The organism is Mesorhizobium sp. M1334 (assembly GCF_040317995.1).
In the GTDB taxonomy this organism is placed as follows: Bacteria; Pseudomonadota; Alphaproteobacteria; order Rhizobiales; family Rhizobiaceae; genus Mesorhizobium.
Genome location: NZ_JAMYLM010000006.1, coordinates 215968 through 231449, shown reverse-complemented (window position 1 = coordinate 231449; position 15482 = coordinate 215968). Strand labels below are relative to the sequence as shown.

The following is a 15482-nucleotide window of genomic DNA, read 5'->3' as shown; positions in this document are numbered from 1 at the left end:
AATCAGCCCATATTGATAACCTATTGCACGTCGCCCATTGGACGCGGCCTACTCGGCGGCCTTGGGATCCCAGATCGAGGAGATTTTATGACCAGACGTATTTTGCCCCTGGCGATCGCCGCCGCAGTCGCATTTCCGGCGATCGCGGCCGCCGCCGATTCACCACCGCCGCCGCGTATCGTCGTCACCGGTGAAGGCGAGGCGGCGATAGCACCCGATCTGGCTCTGCTGACGCTCAGCGTCATGCGCGAAGCCAAGACGGCACGTGCAGCGCTCGATGCCAATAACGACGCCATGGCCGCGGTGATCGCTGCAATGAAATCATCCGGCATCAAGGAGCGCGACCTGCAGACCGCGGGCATCCAGATCAACCCGCGCTATAACTACACCAACAAGCCCGACGGCAGCCAGGAGGCCGAGCTTGTCGCCTATCAGGTGACCAACACGCTGTCGGTGCGCATCCGCGACATCGACAAGACCGGCGACATTCTCGACAAGGCGGTGTCGCTCGGCGTCAACCAGGGCGGCGGCATCTCCTTCTCCAACGACGATCCGGCGGCAGCCGTCACCGAGGCACGCAAGAAGGCGGTCGCCAATGCCATGGCCAAGGCCAAGACGCTGGCCGAAGCAGCCGGCGCCGGCATCGGCCGGGTCCTGGAAATCACCGACCAGAATTTCGCACCACCGCCGATGCCGATCAACGCCAAGGCATTCGATGCCGCTGGCGCGTCGGTCCCGGTGCAAGCCGGCGAGAATTCCTATACCGCACAGGTGACGGTGACTTTCGAATTGAAATGATCATCGCTTGCAGCGTGAAAACCCCGGAGGATCGATCCTCCGGGGTTTTTGAGCCGCGCTTTCCGTCCTGGCGGAAAGGGCTCCGCTACGCTACCGGCTGCAAGTCAACCGGCCGCAGGCCCGAAGACCTTAGCGATAGATAATCGGACAGCCGCGCTCGTTGGCGAATACGATCACGACACGGTCGCCATACTGGCGGCCGGCGACCTTGACCGTGCGGCGGTTGATGTCGATGATGCGGGCGCGGTGCAGGCCCATGCGTTCGGCCTTGTCGATGGCACGCTCCGGCGAACAGGACCGGCGCCAGCCGCCATGACGGCGGTGTTCGCGATAGTAATAACCATCATCTTCGTCGCCGGTATAGACGCCGACGCGCGGATCCTGGTTGTTGCCGAAGCCGAGATAGATGCTGTCTGCATGAGCGGGGATGGCAGCAAGCGTGCCAAGGCCGACAAGAGCCGAAAGAGCAACCGTCTTGATGGTATTGAACATTGTCTTCTCTCCTTGTTGAGGGTTTCAACTCGTTTTCGTCGAACCGATGGGAGGAGAATGCACCCGTCTGTCTGAATTTTTTGCGAACCGGCCGTTCATCTCCAGTTCATGAGGCAGAACCGGAATAGTCTCTCGCTTCTGAAGGCGGTGCTATAGACGGCGGTGCTACATAGGGTGGATAGCATGGTGGATGGACAACGTCCATTTTGCCGTCGGTTCCGGATTCTCGATTTTGCGATAAAATCCTATGGCTCCTTTGCGAGAATATGGTCGAAATAGTCGTCCGGCTCGGCAAGGTCGGTCTCGCTGGCGCTGACTCGGCCGCGCATCGAGATGCCCGCCTCGTGCACGGTCTCGTCGCTTCCAGACACCAGCCTGTGCCACCAATAGAGATCGCGGCCCTCGGCGACCAGCCGGTAAGCGCAAGTCTTGGGCAGCCAGCTGATGGTGCGCACATTCTGCGGCGTCAGCCCGACACAATCCGGAACACGCGCCAGCCGGTTGGCATAGTCGGAACAGCGGCAGCTTCCAGCGTCGAACAGCCGGCAGCCGACGCTGGTCCAGTAGATTTCTCCGGTGTCCTCGTCTTCGAGTTTGGACAGGCAGCATTTGCCGCAGCCGTCGCAGAGTGATTCCCACTCGGCCGGGGTCATCGCCTCGAGCGTCTTGGTCTTCCAGAACGGCTTGTCCATTGTCGGCATGTGGCCCTCGGACGCCTCAAGGTCAAGCACGGCAACCCTTGCGCCTCGTCCGAACGATACGCCAGGAACATACGAATGACACGAAGTCGCCTTCAAAACGCCGGTCAATCGCCCTGTACCACCGCTAAGACCTACAAACAGGAACCAAACATGATTGCTGAAAGTTTGGGCACGGATGGGACGCCACAAGGAGTGTTTATGATGAAACGCCAACCACGGATTCTGGCAGGCACGGCGCTTGGCCTGTTGATGGCGTCCGCGCCGTTAGGCGCGTTCCCGCTGCAAGGCAATGCTGCATTCGGCCCCGCCCGGAACAGCGCAATGTTTATCCCGGCGCAGTCGAATTGTGCCGAGGGCGAATCGGCCGAAGCTTGCGCTCAAGGCGGAAAGTCGGAGCCGGAACAGAAGCCCGGCAAGAGGCGCGACCGGCAAAAACAATCCGAAGCGGCGCCCGCCGAACAATCGGGCGAGCCCGAGCAGAAGCCGCGCAGGAACAAGCGCGAGCAGCAAAAACAGAGTGAATCCGCGCCTGCCGAACAGCTCGCGCCTTCCGGCGAAGAGCAGCAAGGAAATCAACGAAGGAAGAAGAGGCAGCAGCAGATCGAAGCCGCTCCGGCTGACCAGCAGGCCGCACCTGCGAACGACGATCAGCAGCAACTCAAACCGCGCAGGAAGAAGCGCGACCAGCAGCAGATCGAAGCCGCTCCGGCTGACCAGCAGGCCGCGCCTGCGAACGACGATCAGCAGCAACTCAAACCGCGCAGGAAGAAGCGCGACCAGCAGCAGGAAGCTGCACCTGCTGAACAACCCGCCAGGCAGGTTGCGCCCGCGAACGACGATCAGCAGCAGCTCAAGCCGCGGGGAAAGAAGCGCGACCAGCAACAGCAGGAGGCCGCGCCTGCCGAACAGCCGGCCGAGCAGGCTGCACCCGCGAACGACAACAACGAGCAAGTCAATCCGCGCAAGAGGAAGAACAAGCAAGACCAGCAGATCGAGGCGGCACCGGCCGAACAGGCGCCGCGCAAGAAGGAACGCCCCGCCGGTGAGCCTCTCCCACAGGCCGAGCCACTTCCAACCGAGAAGCAAGCGGCTCCTGCTCAAGGCGAACAGCCCGAGAACCAGGCGAAAAAGCGTGGCAAGAAGCCCGTTGTGGAAGAGCCGGTGACCGGCGAACAGCAGCCCGCAACCGGTGAGCAGCCCACGACGACGGGCGAACAGGCAGCACCCGCCGAGGGTGGGCTCCCTGCTCAGGGCGAAGCCGCCGCCAACCCGAACGAGGCGCCCATACTGGACAGCCAGAAGGATGTCTTGCGCAAGCGCAAGGCCGGCAAGGAGCGCGGCCAAAATGCCGGTAAGCAGCAGGGCAACCAGCCAGCCCAGCAGGGCGAGAACCAGGTGGAAGCCCCGAAGCCTGCTCCGATCGAGGAGGGACCGCCACCTACCGACGACAAGGCAGCCCAGCAGGAGATCAAGCCTGAAAAGATCGTTCCGGTGACCGAGGAAAAAGGCAAGCGCGTCGAGCGTGCGCCCGACATCGAGGATGTTCGCCGCCGTCCGCGCCCGCAGGGCGCCAACGTCGTCAGGGAATTCGGCGACCGCGTCATCCTGCAGTTCAACAACCAGACCTTCGTGGAAAGCAGCGATGCCCCGCGCATGCACCGCGGCGCCAGGAATGTCTATTATGAGGACCTGTCGGGCGATCGCACCCGGGAAATCGTCGAGCGTGACAATGGTGTCCGGATCGTCACTATCCGCAACCGCTACGGCGACGTCATCCAGCGTTCACGCATCGCGCCTGACGGGCGCGAATATGTGCTGAGCTATGTCGACGAGCGCTACTATGACGATGATGCAGACTGGCGCGACCCGGGCGACGACCTGCCGCCGATGCGCCTTGCCATTCCGCAAGAGGAGTACATTCTGGATTCCGAAGAGGTCGAGGATCCGGACGACTATTACACCTTCCTCGAACGGCCGCCGGTGGAGAGGGTCCAGCGCCTCTATTCGGTCGACGAGGTCAAGCGCTCGGCCCGCGTGCGTGACATCGCCCGCCGGATCGACCTCGATACGCTCAACTTCGAGTTCGGTTCGGCTTCGATTTCCGACACCGAGGTCCAGAAGCTGGAGGGTGTTGCCAACGCCATGGAGAAGCTGCTGAAGAAAAACCCGGCCGAGACCTTCCTGATCGAAGGCCATACCGATGCAGTCGGCACGCCGGAAGCGAACCTCGCTCTGTCCGACCGCCGCGCCGAGGCGGTCGCCGAAGCCTTGACCAACGCCTTTGGCATCCCGCCGGAGAACCTGACGACGCAGGGTTATGGCGAGGAGTATCTCAAGGTAAACACGTCGGGACCCAATCGCGAGAACCGGCGCGTCGCCATCCGCCGGATTACCCCCCTAGTGGCGCCGGTGGCCAGCGCCCAATAAACCGCAATGTGAACCGCGCGATTTGATCAACCATTGAGTCGCGCGGTCATCAATCTTGAAACGCGCGGCTACCAATCCCAAATTCTGGACAGGGCGTTCCCTGCCCTGTCCCGACTCCAGCGGGACACGCGAGCCCCGCCGGTCCCCTCCCGGCGGGGTTTCGTTTTTTTAGGACCTTGCAAACCGCCGCAGCCTGCCCGAAATACGGCGCTCCGCAAAGAAGCCCGGAACCGTCACATGAAGCGCATCGAACTTGCCATCGAATCGATCATTCTCGCCTCGCGCTGGCTGCTGGTCGCCTTCTATCTCGGACTGGGCGCGGCACTTGCCATCTATGCCGTGTCCTTCGGCAAGAAGCTGTTCGAGTTCGTTCCCGTCGCCTTCACGCTCGATGACACCGACACCATCCTGAAAATGCTCGGCCTCATCGATGCCGCGCTGGTCGCCTCACTGGTGGTGATGGTGATCATCTCGGGCTACGAAAACTTCGTCAGCCGCTTCGATGAAAATGACGGCAAGGTGCATTGGCTGGGCACGATCGATGTCGGCTCGCTGAAGGTCAAGGTCGCCTCGACAATCGTAGCGATCTCCTCGATCCACCTCTTGCAGGTGTTCCTGAACTCGGTCTCCTACACGACCGACCAGCTGATGTGGCTGACCATCATTCATCTGGCCTTCGTCGCCTCGGCATTCATGCTTGCTTATATCGACCGGCTGATGGGCCTGGGCAAAGCCAAGAAAGCCGGGGAGTGAGCACGCGTCTGTGCCGGTCTTTTGAGGGATACTTCTGTAGGTAGATGCTTCCGTCAGTAGATAGCTTTGATTTTGGTATCAGTCCGGCCGAACACCTCGTCCGGCACAAAAAAGTCGCCGGCGAGCGGGCCTGTCGCGCCCGGCGCATAGGCCGAGAAATCGCTGACGCCCTCGGCGCGCAGCACTTCTTCGTCGATGTAGAAATTGCCGGTCGCCTCACGCGACGGCCTGACCAGGATGGCGTATGCCGCATCGGCCATGATGTCGGGCGAACGGCTCATCGCTGCCACCGTCGCTCCGCCCAGCAGGTTGCGCACCGCCGCCGTGTCGATGGTAGAGATCGGCCATAGCGAATTGACCGCGATGCCGTCCCTGGCGAACTCGGCGCTCATGCCCAGCGTGCACATCGACATGCCGAACTTCGCCATCGTATAGGCGACATGGTTCTTGAACCATTTGGCCTTCATGTCGAGCGGCGGTGCCAGGTTCAAAATGTGAGGATTTTCCGCCAACCTTAAGTATGGAATGCACATTTTGGAGACGAGAAAAGTGCCGCGCGTATTGATCTGGTGCATCAGGTCGTAACGTTTCATGTCGGTCTCCAGCGTGCCGGTGAGTTGGATGGCGCTGGCGTTGTTGATACAAATATCGATGCCGCCGAACCTCTCCACGGTTTTGGCGACGGCTTCGGCGACCTGCGCTTCCTCACGGATGTCGCACAGCGCTGGCAGCCCCTTGCCGCCGGCCCGCTCGATCTCTCGCGCCGCCGTGTAGATCGTCCCCGGCAGCTTCGGATGCGGCTCGGCGGTCTTGGCCGCGATCGTCACGTTGGCGCCGTCGCGCGCCGCGCGCAACGCAATCGCCAGCCCGATGCCGCGCGACCCGCCGGAGATAAATAGTGTCTTTCCCTTGAGCGACATCGTTGCGTCTCCTTGCAACATGAAAGACACGATCCTTGCGCGGCTGAGAACCGCCGCGCAAGGCCCAAGCCACCGCATGCGGGTTACGCTGCGTAGGCCTTGAGACAATTCGAGCTAGACCAGCACTAAGCCCTGCCGCATGGCGATGGCGATCGCATCGGTGCGGTTGGCGGCACCGAGCTTGGTCAGGATAGCCGCGACGTGGAACTTCGCCGTGTGCACGGAGATGTCCAGCCGTCGCGCGATAACCTTGTTGGGCGCGCCCTCGGCCAGCAGCGCCAGCACCTCGCTTTCGCGCGGCGAAAGTGTTGGCCGGGCGATGTGCCCATCAGTCGGTTCCTCATCGAACCGGTCGCTGTCATGGAAGGTAAAATCGTGCCGATCGGATAGAGCATGGCTGTCGCGCGAAATCCGGTAGCCCGCCGCCGCCAGCCGCGCGGCGGCGGCGATCAGCAGCTCGTCCGCTTGCACCGGCAGCACGGCAAACACTGTATCGGCCGGCCGTTCACGGGCCGCTCGCGATAATAGCAGCACGCGAGGCATAGCCGCGTCGAAGAGACCGCCTTGTACTCCATGGTCATCGACGATGGCGACATCCGCCGCCCCGCGCCCGTCGACGTCGCCCGCCAGAACCGGCCGCAGATCATCGGTCGCGGCGAGAGCCGCGGACAGACTTCGTGCGCGCTCGGCGTCAGCGAGCGCGATCAGCACCGTCAGCCGTCTGCCAGCGACCTCACCGCTTACCATCTATCCCTCAGCTCAGTGGCTTTTCACCGATGGTCAGGGAAACCTCACGATTCTCGCCGCCGCGCACCACGCCGAGTGTCACCAAGGCACCGGCACTGTCTGGCCCGAGCTTGTGGATCAGCTCGCGCGGGCCATGCACCGCCTCTGCGTTCCACGACACGATAATGTCGCCGAGGCTGAGACCGGCTGCTTTCGCCGGGCCGTTATCGTCCAGGCTCATCACCATGGCGCCCTGCGTATCACCATTGCGGACCGGATGCAGGCCGGCGCCAAGATAGCCGCGCGCCACATGACCCTTCTCGCGCAGCGTCGTGACTGCCCGTTCGATCGTTTCGTAAGGCATGACCAGTGCCCGCCGGCGTGGCCCGAACAGCAGCATGCCGATCAGTCCGCCCTTGGCGTCGAGCACAGGGCCGCCCTCGAAACGGCCGCCGGCATTGACGGCAAGGTTGATGCGCCGGTCGATCGTGCCGCCCCGCATCGAGCGCCAGGCCGGACCGACCTCGCCGACCGTGCCGAAGGTGGCGAGTGACGTACCGTCACTATTGCCCGCGATGATTGCCAGATTGCCCGGCCGCACCGCCTCCGCCTTTACCAGTGACGGGGCGCTCGGCGCGCCGGCCGGTTTCAAAACGGCCGTGCCGGTGGACGGGTCGCGGCCGACCAGTTCGGCCTTGACGGCTTGGCCCGAAGAAAACGTCAGCTCGATCTCCTCGCCGGCCTCGACCGCCTCCTCGGCAGTGACGAAATAGCCGTCCCGCCAGTGGAAAGCAGTTGACGTCCGGTGGTGCGTCGCGAAGCTGGCCGTCGCGGGTGCCGCAGCTGCCGCGATGTCGGCAATGGCGTCGGATAACGTGCTCAGATTGAAATCGCTCATGATTTGTCTCCTGGGTTCTTCGTGACCCAGATATCGCCCGGCAGGGTGTTGGCGGATACTCGCCTGACGGCTAGTTGAGCATTTGACTGGCCATCTGGTCAGGTCGCGGCCGGTCCGGCCGCTCCGCACATATAGGCATTGTTCATCTTGTTCCAAACGGAGTTCTCAGGTGGCCCTGCCTGCTCAGCAATTGCAATATGACGATGCCCTTCTCGATGCTTATTCGGCGACGGTCGCCGATGCCGTCGACCGCATCGGGCCCGCCGTCTGCCGCATCGAACGCATCGGTGGCCCGGGCGGCCATGGCTCCGGCTTCGTCATCGCGCCGGACGGGCTGGTCGTCACCAACTTCCACGTCGTCGGCGATGCGCGCAGCGTGCGCGTATCTATGCCGGACGGCGCCTCCAGGGAAGGCCGCGTGCTCGGCCGCGATCCCGACACTGACATTGCGCTGGTGCGCGCCGACGGTGACTTTGCCGACGTTGCGCCGCTTGGCGATTCCAAGCGTTTGAGGCGCGGCCAGATTGCAATTGCCATCGGCAACCCGCTCGGCTTCGAATGGACCGTCACCACTGGCGTCGTCTCGGCACTCGGCCGTTCGATGCGTGCCTCCACCGGCCGGCTGATCGACGACGTCATCCAGACCGACGCCGCGCTCAATCCCGGCAATTCCGGCGGACCACTGGTGTCGTCGGCCGGCGAGGTGATCGGCGTTAACACCGCGATGATCCATGGTGCGCAAGGCATCGCCTTCGCGGTTGCCTCCAACACGGCCAATTTCGTCATCTCGGAAATCATCCGCTTCGGCCGCGTGCGCCGTGCCTTCATTGGCGTTTCAGCCGACACCACCAACCTGCCGCGCCGCGCAGCTCTTTTGTCGCAAGTATCGAGCCGCACGGCGGTGCGCCTGCGCACCGTCGAAAAGAACAGCCCGGCGGACAAGGCCGGCCTCAGGGAAGGCGACATCATTGCCGCCATCGACGGCCGCCCGGTCACCGGTGTCGACGATCTGGTGCGCATGCTCGACGCCGAGCGCATCGGCCACGAGACGCTGTGCACGGTGGTGCGCCGCTCCGGCATTACTCAGGTCACGGTAATGCCAGTGGCGCGAAGCTGAGTGCTCGACCTTGATCCCGAACCGAAGGTCAGCGCAGCAAAGTGGGAACCGGTTTTTCGGACAACATCATGGTCAAACAAGATAGAGCCCATCCCGAACCTATCGGGATGGGCAGGCTCTATCGCGGCGCATAGATCCGGCCAAGCAGCGAAACCAGCAGCGCGGCCAGTTCGCCGGTCGGATCGAGATCCGGATCGAAAATGGTCATATCCATTCCGGTGCAGCGCGGATCCGCCACCAGCGCCGTGAGAATGTCGACGAGATCGTCAGGATCGATGCCGGGGCTGCCCGGTGAATCCACTGCCGGCATTACTGTCTGATCGAGCGCATCGACGTCAAAATGCACCCAGTGGGGCCAGCCGGTTCGCGCCAACGTGCTCCAGGTCTTGTCCAGGACCTTCGCCGCGCCAAGCTCGCGCACGGCAAAGACGTCGATCAACGTCATCGCGGTCGAATGGATGTCCGGCCAGGCGAAGTTGGCGTTGCGGTTCTCGCGTTCGCCGATCTGTATCACCTGTTCGTCCGCGACAAGCGGTCTTGCGATGCCGGGCCAGTCGGTCAGCAACGGCTCACCACGTCCGGTTGCGAGCGCAAGGTCCATGCCGGCGGCCGAGCCGAGTGAGGCGTTGACGTCGTAATTGCCCGGATGGCGGAAATCGCTGTGGCCATCAACATGGACCAGCGCAACCGGACCAGATCGCCGTGCTGCGGCCAGCGCGCCAAGCAGGACAGCGCAGTCGCCGCCCACGACCAGCGGGAACTCGCCTCGTCCCAGCGCGCCGGCAACGATTTCGGCGAGTGCGAGATTGAAGCTGCGTATGGCGTTGCCGTTGCGCAGCCGGGTGCCCGGCTGTGGCTCGGTGCTATAGGCGGGCCGATCAAGATCAACCACTTTGGCGGGCGAAAGCATCTCGACCAAGCCGGCTTCGGTAAGCGCCTGCGGCGCGCGCCAGGTCCCCGGAATATGCCCCGGCCGGAGCGGGCGGAGGCCAAGGTTGGAGGGTGCGCGGACAAGGCAGATTTCACGCATGGAGAAGGCCCAGGGTTGATTAACCCCTAAGCATAAACCGCAAAGGCGTGACCGGCCACGCGGCTAAAGCCCTCACCTCGCGTCTGCGGACAGTTCCTGCCAGCGGCCGCTGTCTCGCTCAGCCCGCCGCGCCATCGGCATATTGCGCTAGGAATTCCGGGCTCGGCGGGATCGGCTTGATGACGTCGATCAGCACGCCGTTGGGATCCCTGGTGATAAAGTGGCGCTGGCCGAAGGGTTCGTCGCACAGCGTTCGCAGGATCGGTAGCCCGGCGGCGGTGATCCGCTCATAGACGGCATCCGGATCCCTGACCTCGAAGTTGATCAGCAGGCCAGACGTGCGGCCCCGCCCTTCCTCCGGGATCGTCTCATGATCGCCCTGGACGATGCCGAGGTTGACGCGGCGGTCTTCGGCTGAGCGCAGATGCACGTACCAGTCGGCCTCAAACAGCGGCTTGAAGCCGAAATGCGCAACATAGAAGGCTGCCGTGCCGGCAACGTCGCTCGTCATCAGCACCGGATAATAGCTCGTCGTCCTCATCTTTCCTTCTCCCGGCGAATAACATACAGTCTGCATCTAAATTGAACTAACATACAGGCTGCATGTATGCAACAGGGATCCGCTCGCCGCTCCAACCGCGATCGCACCGAGGCGACACGCGCCGAGCTCATCGCCGCGGCGCGAAAACTGTTCACCGAAAAATCGTATGCCGAGACCAGCACACCCGAGATCGTCGCCGCTGCCGGGGTCACGCGCGGCGCGCTCTATCATCACTTTACCGACAAGCAGGCGCTGTTTGCCGCTGTGGTCGAACAGGAGGCGCAAGCCGTCTCGGAAGAGATCGAACGGGCGTCGCCGCCTTCGCTATTTGCCCGCGATGCACTGATTGCCGGCTCGGATGCCTATCTGGCTGCCATGCGTGCCCCCGGCCGAACTCGACTCTTGCTGCTTGATGGCCCGGCCGTGCTCGGCCGCGCCGCCATGGATGCGATCGACAATCGCCATGGCAACCGTTCGCTGCGCGAGGGCCTTATCGCCGCGATGCGGTCGCACTCCATGAAGAGATTGCCTGTGGAAGCACTGACCGCTTTGCTCGCCGCTGCCTTCGACCGCGCAGCGCTCGCCATTGAAGCTGGAGCCTCGATCGAGGACTATCGCGCCGTTCTCATGGCGCTGATCGACGGCCTGTCTCCGGCTCCTTCGCAGGCATCTCACCCGGCTCGAACTCGTTGAAACAGCCGAGCTGGCGCTTGAACTGGTCGATCAGCCAGGCGGCCGCCGGTTTCGGGCTGCGATCGGCGCGATGCATGGCATAGAGCGGCGAGCGGACTTCGCTGTAAGGCTCGAGATCGAGTTCGACGAGCCGGCCGTTCGCCAGATCATCGGCAATCAGCCATCGCGGCAGCCCGCCCCAGCCCAGCCCCTCGCGCATCAGCACGTGCTTGGTGCGCACATCCGTCAGCCGCCACGTGCGGTAGGCGAAGACGCCATAGTCACGCCCGCGCGTACGCTCGGATTGGTCCGAGACGACCACTTGGATGTGTTCGCGGACATCCTCTAGCGCCACTGGTCTCGGCAGCAGCGCCAGCGGGTGTTCAGGCGCTGCAGCTGGCACCAGGGAGATGAAGCCGATGCGAAGCAGATTCACGTCCGTCTCACCCAGAAGCCCCCCGATGCCGAGATCGGCCTGTCCGCCGACAACATGATCGAGGATCAGGCCAAGCGAGCCGATATGCAGACGCAGCGTCACTGCCGGGAACTGCGCCTCGAATGCCTTTAGCACCCGAACCAGCACCGGCGACGGTAGTGTCACGTCGACCGACAGCGTAACTTCAGCCTCCAATCCCTGCCGGTATCCGTCGACACGCGAGCGGATGCGTTGCAGCACGCCGACCATGCGTCGCGCATCTTCCAGCGTCGCCTTGCCGACATCGGTCAGTTGCGGTTCACGCGTGCCCTCGCGCTCGAACAGCTTCAGCCCGAGCTGCGCTTCGAGGTTGGCGATAGCGTAGCTGATCACCGATTGCGCGCGATTCAATTTGCGCCCGGCGGCCGAGAAGCTGCCGGTCTCGGCCACCGCAACCAGTATCTGCAGTTGGTCAAGCGTCGGGTTCGGTTGCATCGTTCAATCCACAATTTAGATGGATCATATACAAAATATACCAGTTTTTCAAATGGGTCTGCGCACACATATTTGCCGGGAGATTTTAAGTCCAACCCCGGAGACCCATCATGTCGATCCTTCTTGTCACATCCAGCCCACGCGGCGCCGCCTCGCACTCGACCCGCATCGCCACCGAACTCGCCGAGAAGCTGCTTGCCGCCAATCCCTCGGCCAGGCTTGTCGCCCGCGACCTCGTAGCCAACCCGCTGCCGCATATCGACCCCGACTATTCGACCGGCATATATATGCCGGTCGAAGCACGCAGCCAGCGCCAGGCTGAGGTCGTCGGCGTTTCCGACACGGTGCTGGACGAGCTGTTTGCGGCCGACACCGTCATTCTCGCCACCGGCTTCATCAACTTCAACATCTCCTCGACGCTGAAGTCCTGGGTCGATCACATTGCCCGTTCCGGCAAGAGCTTTGCCTATGGCGAGAACGGCCCCAAGGGCCTCGTCACCGGCAAGAAGGTCTATATCGTGCTGGCTTCGGGCGGCATCTATTCCGAAGGTGCGGCCGTGCAGTTCGATCACGCCATTCCCTACCTGCGCAGCGTACTCGGCTTTCTCGGCATGAACGATGTCGAGGTCATCCGCATCGAAGGAGTCGGGATGGGCGCCGATGCGGTGGCAGCAGCGCTGGCCAAGGCCTCGGCCAAGGTCGACGCCATTGTGGCCGCGACCGGTAATGCCGAGCGCGTCGCCACCGCGGCGTAAAGCGTCAGCATCGTCTGAATTGTACAAGAGCAGGCGCCCGGCGCCTGCCCTTGTTGTCGTTGGCGACAACCTATTGTGGTGGGCCACACAACTGCCATTGGTTATTCGTCAGCCGTGGCAAGAAGGGGCTCATCCAGCCGGCGCTGAAGGTCCGCGGCCCGGAATATTTGCGCATCATCTATGGTCCCGAATATGACGCGCCCAACAATCTCGTGCGCCTCCGAGAACGCGGCCTGGCCGGCAAGCGCAGCCTTGGCGCTCAGAGAGTTCGCGCTTGGCCACGAAGCGCTAACGCGATTTGTCGCCAAGCAGCCGCTACGGGTTCACGAGTGTGTCTTCGCCGTGCTGGCGTTGGAAAGCGGGCCAATCGACCCAAGGCTGTCGTAGCCGATCTACCCGAAGATCTTTTCGCCTTGCTCGTCGACCAGTTGGATGCCCTTTTTGATCGAGATGTCGACAGCGTCGTCAAGCCCGGCAAAGCGGTCGGCGCGGATGAATTTGTGCTCCTTCATCACGCCGTCGATCTCCTTCGAAACCACGCCGCAGGTCTGGTACTGGCCCTCCGCCTTGTAGGGCGTGGCGCTGATCAAAAAGCCCTTGTGCTCGATCTGCTTTGCCGGCGCCGCTGTCTTTGGCTCGGCGGCTTCGTTGCCTCCGCCGAAAAGACGCTTCAGAAAAGACATGGGGGTATCCTCCAACGGCAATCATCCTGCACCACATAGCGCGGTGCAGGATGATTTTCAGTACCGGTCCTTGGCCGAGCGGGCAAGGGCCGCAACTGGCTTGGCACTCAGAGGTCAGTCGCGCGACAACGCTTCCAAGGCCTCTGCGGCAGCTTCCAATATGCTGATTGCCTCGGCCTGCTTTGCTTCAGGCGCATCGACGATTTCGCCGAGCGCGGCGCGCAGCCGGTGGCGCACGGCGCGAAACTTGTCGCGCTTTTCCGAGCGGCCGCGGCCGCGCCGGCCACCGTCGCCGTCATCGTTCCAGCCGAACCAGTCGCGCGCCTTTGCCATCTTGCGGCCGAAGCGCTCGAGATGTTCGAGCACGTGGTCGATCATCTCGCGATTTTCGTTGAGGTGCGCCTGCCCAGCCTCGGTGATTGAAAACACCTTCTTGTTGCCGTCCGCCGCAGAAACGGCGTAGCCGGCCTCTTCCAGGAAGGTCAGCGTCGGGTAGACCACGCCGGGGCTCGGGCTGTAGAAGCCGCTGGTGCGCTCCTCCAGCGCCTTGATGATGTCGTAGCCGTGCCGCGGCGCCTCGGCCAGAAGCGACAGCGTGATCAGCTTGAGGTCGCCGTCGGCCAGCATGCGCCCGGCGCGGAACATGTCGCCCGGCCCGCCGCGTCCGCCTCTCGTGCCATGCCCGAACGGGCCGAAGCCGCCGCCGCGTCCGCCGAACTTGCCGGCCATATGCATGAAAACGCGCTCGGCGTGTTCGCCAAAACGATCACCCCCGAAATGACTGTCTTTGTGCATTGTTTGCTCCTTGAGTTATGTCTTAAGATATATCTCAACTACGTATTCACAGCGGCGGAGTCAAGATATATCTTACGATGTATCTGAAGATAAGCGCCAGCAGGATTGGTTTTCGCCGGCAAGGGCGGTTAGGAAGCGCGCGAGGGGCCGAAGGCCACTCCCCAGGCGTCTAACGTGAAGCAACGCATCCACCCCCGTTCCGGGCAGTTACGCCGAAGACCGGCGAATGGATGCAAAGGTGACGAACCGGATGCTTCGGCGAAATCCCAGACGAATGTGAAAACCTCGCGCAGAAAGCTGCCTCCGACGCTGCTGCTGGTGCTGCCTGCGGTGCGCCGCATCGTCGGCTGGCTTCGCGACCCCGCGGCTTGATAGCGGGGCATGCGAAACGCTCGGTGCGGGAGGAATGGATACCTGTTACCAGCGGCCTTTGCGCCGGTTCCAGGCATAGAGCAGATCGGCGAAACGATCATAGGCATAGCGCGTCAACGGCAGTGCGGCGGGATTGCCGAACAGCGTCGCCAACCAGCCCTCGCCCGGCGTTATCAGCCACACCGCAACTGCAACATCGGCGCCGACCAGCAATTTGCCACCGGCGTCGGTCGCATGCAGCCGACGCCGGATATCCTCCAGCCCTATGCCGTAGCGGGCCAACGCCGTCGGTTCGGTATTGATGTCGCGAAATTCGATCCGACCGGCCTTGACCGCCTCGATCAGCCGCCGTTTCTGCCGGCTGATGCCGGCATCACAGACCGGACAGCGCGTATTATACCAGACGGTCAGCAGAGGCTTGCTCATGTTTCGAAACGGCACCAGAGGGGCGCGCACCGACTATCCGGCAAACGCCATTGCGCCGCAACGCAACACGACAGCCGCGAAATGGCCGGCTAGGCCTGGAGCGCAACTTACCCGAGCGAGGTGATGATCTCGCGATAGGCATCCTCCGGGAAAGCCTTGAGTGTCCGCGTCCTGACGTTTCCGGCCGTCGCCAGCATCAGCGAGAAACGAGCCAGGACGGCATCGTCGGGCGCTTCGAGCACGGCCACCATGTCGCAATCCCCCATGGTGAGATAAAATGCCTTGAAGGACCCGCCCATGTCGCCCAGCAGCTTCTTGGCGGCATCGAGCCGCTTCGGCGATTCGCGCACGTTTTTGGCGCCTTGCTCCGTCCAGTTGATCAGCACGATGTAAGTTGTCATGGCACACCTCCCTCCGGTGCCACGGAGCGCGGCGTCCAACCGCCGGGGCGGGCATCCGGGTTTGT

At 62.9% G+C, this 15482-nt stretch carries 20 protein-coding genes and 1 pseudogene; 9 read left to right on the top strand and 12 right to left on the bottom strand.

Going from position 1 to position 15482, the window contains the following annotated elements; all coding sequences use genetic code 11:
- Window positions 1-87 precede the first annotated feature (87 nt).
- Complete coding sequence (locus tag NKH17_RS14630) at window positions 88-798, top strand: SIMPL domain-containing protein (protein WP_352477767.1); 711 nt, start codon at window positions 88-90, stop codon at window positions 796-798.
- Between the two features lie 129 nt (window positions 799-927).
- On the opposite strand, the gene NKH17_RS14625 is transcribed toward NKH17_RS14630, so the two are convergent.
- Both NKH17_RS14625 and NKH17_RS14620 read right to left on the bottom strand, forming a co-directional pair.
- Window positions 928-1290: a hypothetical protein gene (locus NKH17_RS14625; protein ID WP_352477768.1), complete on the bottom strand. Its 363-nt coding sequence runs from the start codon at window positions 1288-1290 to the stop codon at window positions 928-930.
- 245 nt (window positions 1291-1535) lie between these two features.
- Window positions 1536-1982 (bottom strand): YcgN family cysteine cluster protein, encoded by a 447-nt coding sequence (locus NKH17_RS14620; RefSeq protein ID WP_352478088.1) that lies wholly within the window; start codon window positions 1980-1982, stop codon window positions 1536-1538.
- A gap of 210 nt (window positions 1983-2192) precedes the next feature.
- Here NKH17_RS14620 and NKH17_RS33410 point away from each other — a divergent pair, with 210 nt between their 5' ends.
- Together NKH17_RS33410 and NKH17_RS14605 are read left to right on the top strand one after the other, a co-directional pair.
- Window positions 2193-4418: an OmpA family protein gene (locus NKH17_RS33410; protein ID WP_502895578.1), complete on the top strand. Its 2226-nt coding sequence runs from the start codon at window positions 2193-2195 to the stop codon at window positions 4416-4418.
- A gap of 237 nt (window positions 4419-4655) precedes the next feature.
- Window positions 4656-5171 carry a TIGR00645 family protein gene (locus NKH17_RS14605; protein ID WP_254820365.1) on the top strand — a complete coding sequence of 172 codons (516 nt, stop codon included), beginning with the start codon at window positions 4656-4658 and terminating at the stop codon, window positions 5169-5171.
- Between the two features lie 53 nt (window positions 5172-5224).
- On the opposite strand, the gene NKH17_RS14600 is transcribed toward NKH17_RS14605, so the two are convergent.
- The 3 genes from NKH17_RS14600 to NKH17_RS14590 all read right to left on the bottom strand — a co-directional run bounded on the left by NKH17_RS14600 (window position 5225) and on the right by NKH17_RS14590 (window position 7715).
- Entirely contained in the window at window positions 5225-6091 is an 867-nt protein-coding gene (locus NKH17_RS14600) for an SDR family oxidoreductase (RefSeq protein WP_352477773.1), read from the bottom strand.
- Between the two features lie 114 nt (window positions 6092-6205).
- Complete coding sequence (locus NKH17_RS14595; protein WP_254820363.1) at window positions 6206-6838, bottom strand: helix-turn-helix transcriptional regulator; 633 nt, start codon at window positions 6836-6838, stop codon at window positions 6206-6208.
- A 7-nt stretch (window positions 6839-6845) separates the two neighbouring features.
- Entirely contained in the window at window positions 6846-7715 is an 870-nt protein-coding gene (locus NKH17_RS14590) for a S1C family serine protease (RefSeq protein ID WP_352477775.1), read from the bottom strand.
- A gap of 169 nt (window positions 7716-7884) precedes the next feature.
- Between NKH17_RS14590 and NKH17_RS14585 the strand changes: the two genes are divergently transcribed.
- Window positions 7885-8832 (top strand): S1C family serine protease, encoded by a 948-nt coding sequence (locus NKH17_RS14585; protein WP_254820361.1) that lies wholly within the window; start codon window positions 7885-7887, stop codon window positions 8830-8832.
- A 118-nt stretch (window positions 8833-8950) separates the two neighbouring features.
- Here NKH17_RS14585 and NKH17_RS14580 read toward each other — a convergent pair whose 3' ends face one another.
- The gene (locus tag NKH17_RS14580) at window positions 8951-9862 is read right to left on the bottom strand and encodes an arginase family protein (protein ID WP_352477778.1); all 912 of its coding nucleotides are present in this window, start codon (window positions 9860-9862) and stop codon (window positions 8951-8953) included.
- 118 nt (window positions 9863-9980) lie between these two features.
- Window positions 9981-10403 (bottom strand): VOC family protein, encoded by a 423-nt coding sequence (locus NKH17_RS14575; protein ID WP_352477780.1) that lies wholly within the window; start codon window positions 10401-10403, stop codon window positions 9981-9983.
- A gap of 66 nt (window positions 10404-10469) precedes the next feature.
- Here NKH17_RS14575 and NKH17_RS14570 point away from each other — a divergent pair, with 66 nt between their 5' ends.
- Window positions 10470-11096, top strand: coding sequence for a TetR/AcrR family transcriptional regulator (locus NKH17_RS14570; protein ID WP_352477782.1), 627 nt, complete (start codon window positions 10470-10472; stop codon window positions 11094-11096).
- Here the strand turns inward: NKH17_RS14570 and NKH17_RS14565 are convergent.
- Window positions 11029-11985, bottom strand: coding sequence for a LysR family transcriptional regulator (locus tag NKH17_RS14565; protein ID WP_352896331.1), 957 nt, complete (start codon window positions 11983-11985; stop codon window positions 11029-11031). The two genes, NKH17_RS14570 and NKH17_RS14565, sit on opposite strands and share 68 nt — an antisense overlap.
- Before the next feature lie 110 nt (window positions 11986-12095).
- On the opposite strand from NKH17_RS14565, the gene NKH17_RS14560 reads away from it, so the two are divergent.
- From NKH17_RS14560 to NKH17_RS14550, 3 genes and pseudogenes are all read left to right on the top strand, one after another.
- Window positions 12096-12740 carry an FMN-dependent NADH-azoreductase gene (locus tag NKH17_RS14560; protein WP_254820355.1) on the top strand — a complete coding sequence of 215 codons (645 nt, stop codon included), beginning with the start codon at window positions 12096-12098 and terminating at the stop codon, window positions 12738-12740.
- A gap of 50 nt (window positions 12741-12790) precedes the next feature.
- Window positions 12791-12940 (top strand): annotated as a pseudogene (locus NKH17_RS14555) (hypothetical protein); the annotation flags it as partial.
- Window positions 12921-13127: a hypothetical protein gene (locus NKH17_RS14550; RefSeq protein WP_352802822.1), complete on the top strand. Its 207-nt coding sequence runs from the start codon at window positions 12921-12923 to the stop codon at window positions 13125-13127. The pseudogene NKH17_RS14555 and the gene NKH17_RS14550, both read left to right, overlap by 20 nt.
- Window positions 13128-13132: 5 nt before the next feature.
- Here the strand turns inward: NKH17_RS14550 and NKH17_RS14545 are convergent, their stop codons facing one another.
- Window positions 13133-13423 carry an HlyU family transcriptional regulator gene (locus NKH17_RS14545; protein ID WP_023678291.1) on the bottom strand — a complete coding sequence of 97 codons (291 nt, stop codon included), beginning with the start codon at window positions 13421-13423 and terminating at the stop codon, window positions 13133-13135.
- Window positions 13424-13537: 114 nt separating this feature from the next.
- Window positions 13538-14218, bottom strand: coding sequence for a PadR family transcriptional regulator (locus tag NKH17_RS14540; protein WP_352477788.1), 681 nt, complete (start codon window positions 14216-14218; stop codon window positions 13538-13540).
- A 174-nt stretch (window positions 14219-14392) separates the two neighbouring features.
- Between NKH17_RS14540 and NKH17_RS14535 the strand changes: the two genes are divergently transcribed.
- Window positions 14393-14590 (top strand): hypothetical protein, encoded by a 198-nt coding sequence (locus NKH17_RS14535; protein WP_352477790.1) that lies wholly within the window; start codon window positions 14393-14395, stop codon window positions 14588-14590.
- Window positions 14591-14635: 45 nt separating this feature from the next.
- Here NKH17_RS14535 and NKH17_RS14530 read toward each other — a convergent pair whose 3' ends face one another.
- Together NKH17_RS14530 and NKH17_RS14525 are read right to left on the bottom strand one after the other, a co-directional pair.
- A complete protein-coding gene (locus tag NKH17_RS14530; RefSeq protein WP_352477792.1) occupies window positions 14636-15016 on the bottom strand; it encodes a thiol-disulfide oxidoreductase DCC family protein in 381 nt (126 codons plus the stop codon).
- Window positions 15017-15123: 107 nt separating this feature from the next.
- Window positions 15124-15417, bottom strand: a complete 294-nt coding sequence (locus NKH17_RS14525; RefSeq protein WP_352450720.1) for a GYD domain-containing protein — start codon at window positions 15415-15417, stop codon at window positions 15124-15126.
- Between the last annotated feature and the right edge of the window lie 65 nt (window positions 15418-15482).

Bases quoted from the DNA above. Each gene is read 5' to 3' on its own strand.
- NKH17_RS14630 (WP_352477767.1), top strand. From the start codon at position 88: ATGACCAGACGTATTTTGCCCCTGGCGATCGCCGCCGCAGTCGCATTT.
- NKH17_RS14625 (WP_352477768.1), bottom strand. From the start codon at position 1,290: ATGTTCAATACCATCAAGACGGTTGCTCTTTCGGCTCTTGTCGGCCTT.
- NKH17_RS14620 (WP_352478088.1), bottom strand. From the start codon at position 1,982: ATGGACAAGCCGTTCTGGAAGACCAAGACGCTCGAGGCGATGACCCCG.
- NKH17_RS33410 (WP_502895578.1), top strand. From the start codon at position 2,193: ATGAAACGCCAACCACGGATTCTGGCAGGCACGGCGCTTGGCCTGTTG.
- NKH17_RS14605 (WP_254820365.1), top strand. From the start codon at position 4,656: ATGAAGCGCATCGAACTTGCCATCGAATCGATCATTCTCGCCTCGCGC.
- NKH17_RS14600 (WP_352477773.1), bottom strand. From the start codon at position 6,091: ATGTCGCTCAAGGGAAAGACACTATTTATCTCCGGCGGGTCGCGCGGC.
- NKH17_RS14595 (WP_254820363.1), bottom strand. From the start codon at position 6,838: ATGGTAAGCGGTGAGGTCGCTGGCAGACGGCTGACGGTGCTGATCGCG.
- NKH17_RS14590 (WP_352477775.1), bottom strand. From the start codon at position 7,715: ATGAGCGATTTCAATCTGAGCACGTTATCCGACGCCATTGCCGACATC.
- NKH17_RS14580 (WP_352477778.1), bottom strand. From the start codon at position 9,862: ATGCGTGAAATCTGCCTTGTCCGCGCACCCTCCAACCTTGGCCTCCGC.
- NKH17_RS14575 (WP_352477780.1), bottom strand. From the start codon at position 10,403: ATGAGGACGACGAGCTATTATCCGGTGCTGATGACGAGCGACGTTGCC.
- NKH17_RS14570 (WP_352477782.1), top strand. From the start codon at position 10,470: ATGCAACAGGGATCCGCTCGCCGCTCCAACCGCGATCGCACCGAGGCG.
- NKH17_RS14565 (WP_352896331.1), bottom strand. From the start codon at position 11,985: ATGCAACCGAACCCGACGCTTGACCAACTGCAGATACTGGTTGCGGTG.
- NKH17_RS14560 (WP_254820355.1), top strand. From the start codon at position 12,096: ATGTCGATCCTTCTTGTCACATCCAGCCCACGCGGCGCCGCCTCGCAC.
- NKH17_RS14550 (WP_352802822.1), top strand. From the start codon at position 12,921: ATGGTCCCGAATATGACGCGCCCAACAATCTCGTGCGCCTCCGAGAAC.
- NKH17_RS14545 (WP_023678291.1), bottom strand. From the start codon at position 13,423: ATGTCTTTTCTGAAGCGTCTTTTCGGCGGAGGCAACGAAGCCGCCGAG.
- NKH17_RS14540 (WP_352477788.1), bottom strand. From the start codon at position 14,218: ATGCACAAAGACAGTCATTTCGGGGGTGATCGTTTTGGCGAACACGCC.
- NKH17_RS14530 (WP_352477792.1), bottom strand. From the start codon at position 15,016: ATGAGCAAGCCTCTGCTGACCGTCTGGTATAATACGCGCTGTCCGGTC.
- NKH17_RS14525 (WP_352450720.1), bottom strand. From the start codon at position 15,417: ATGACAACTTACATCGTGCTGATCAACTGGACGGAGCAAGGCGCCAAA.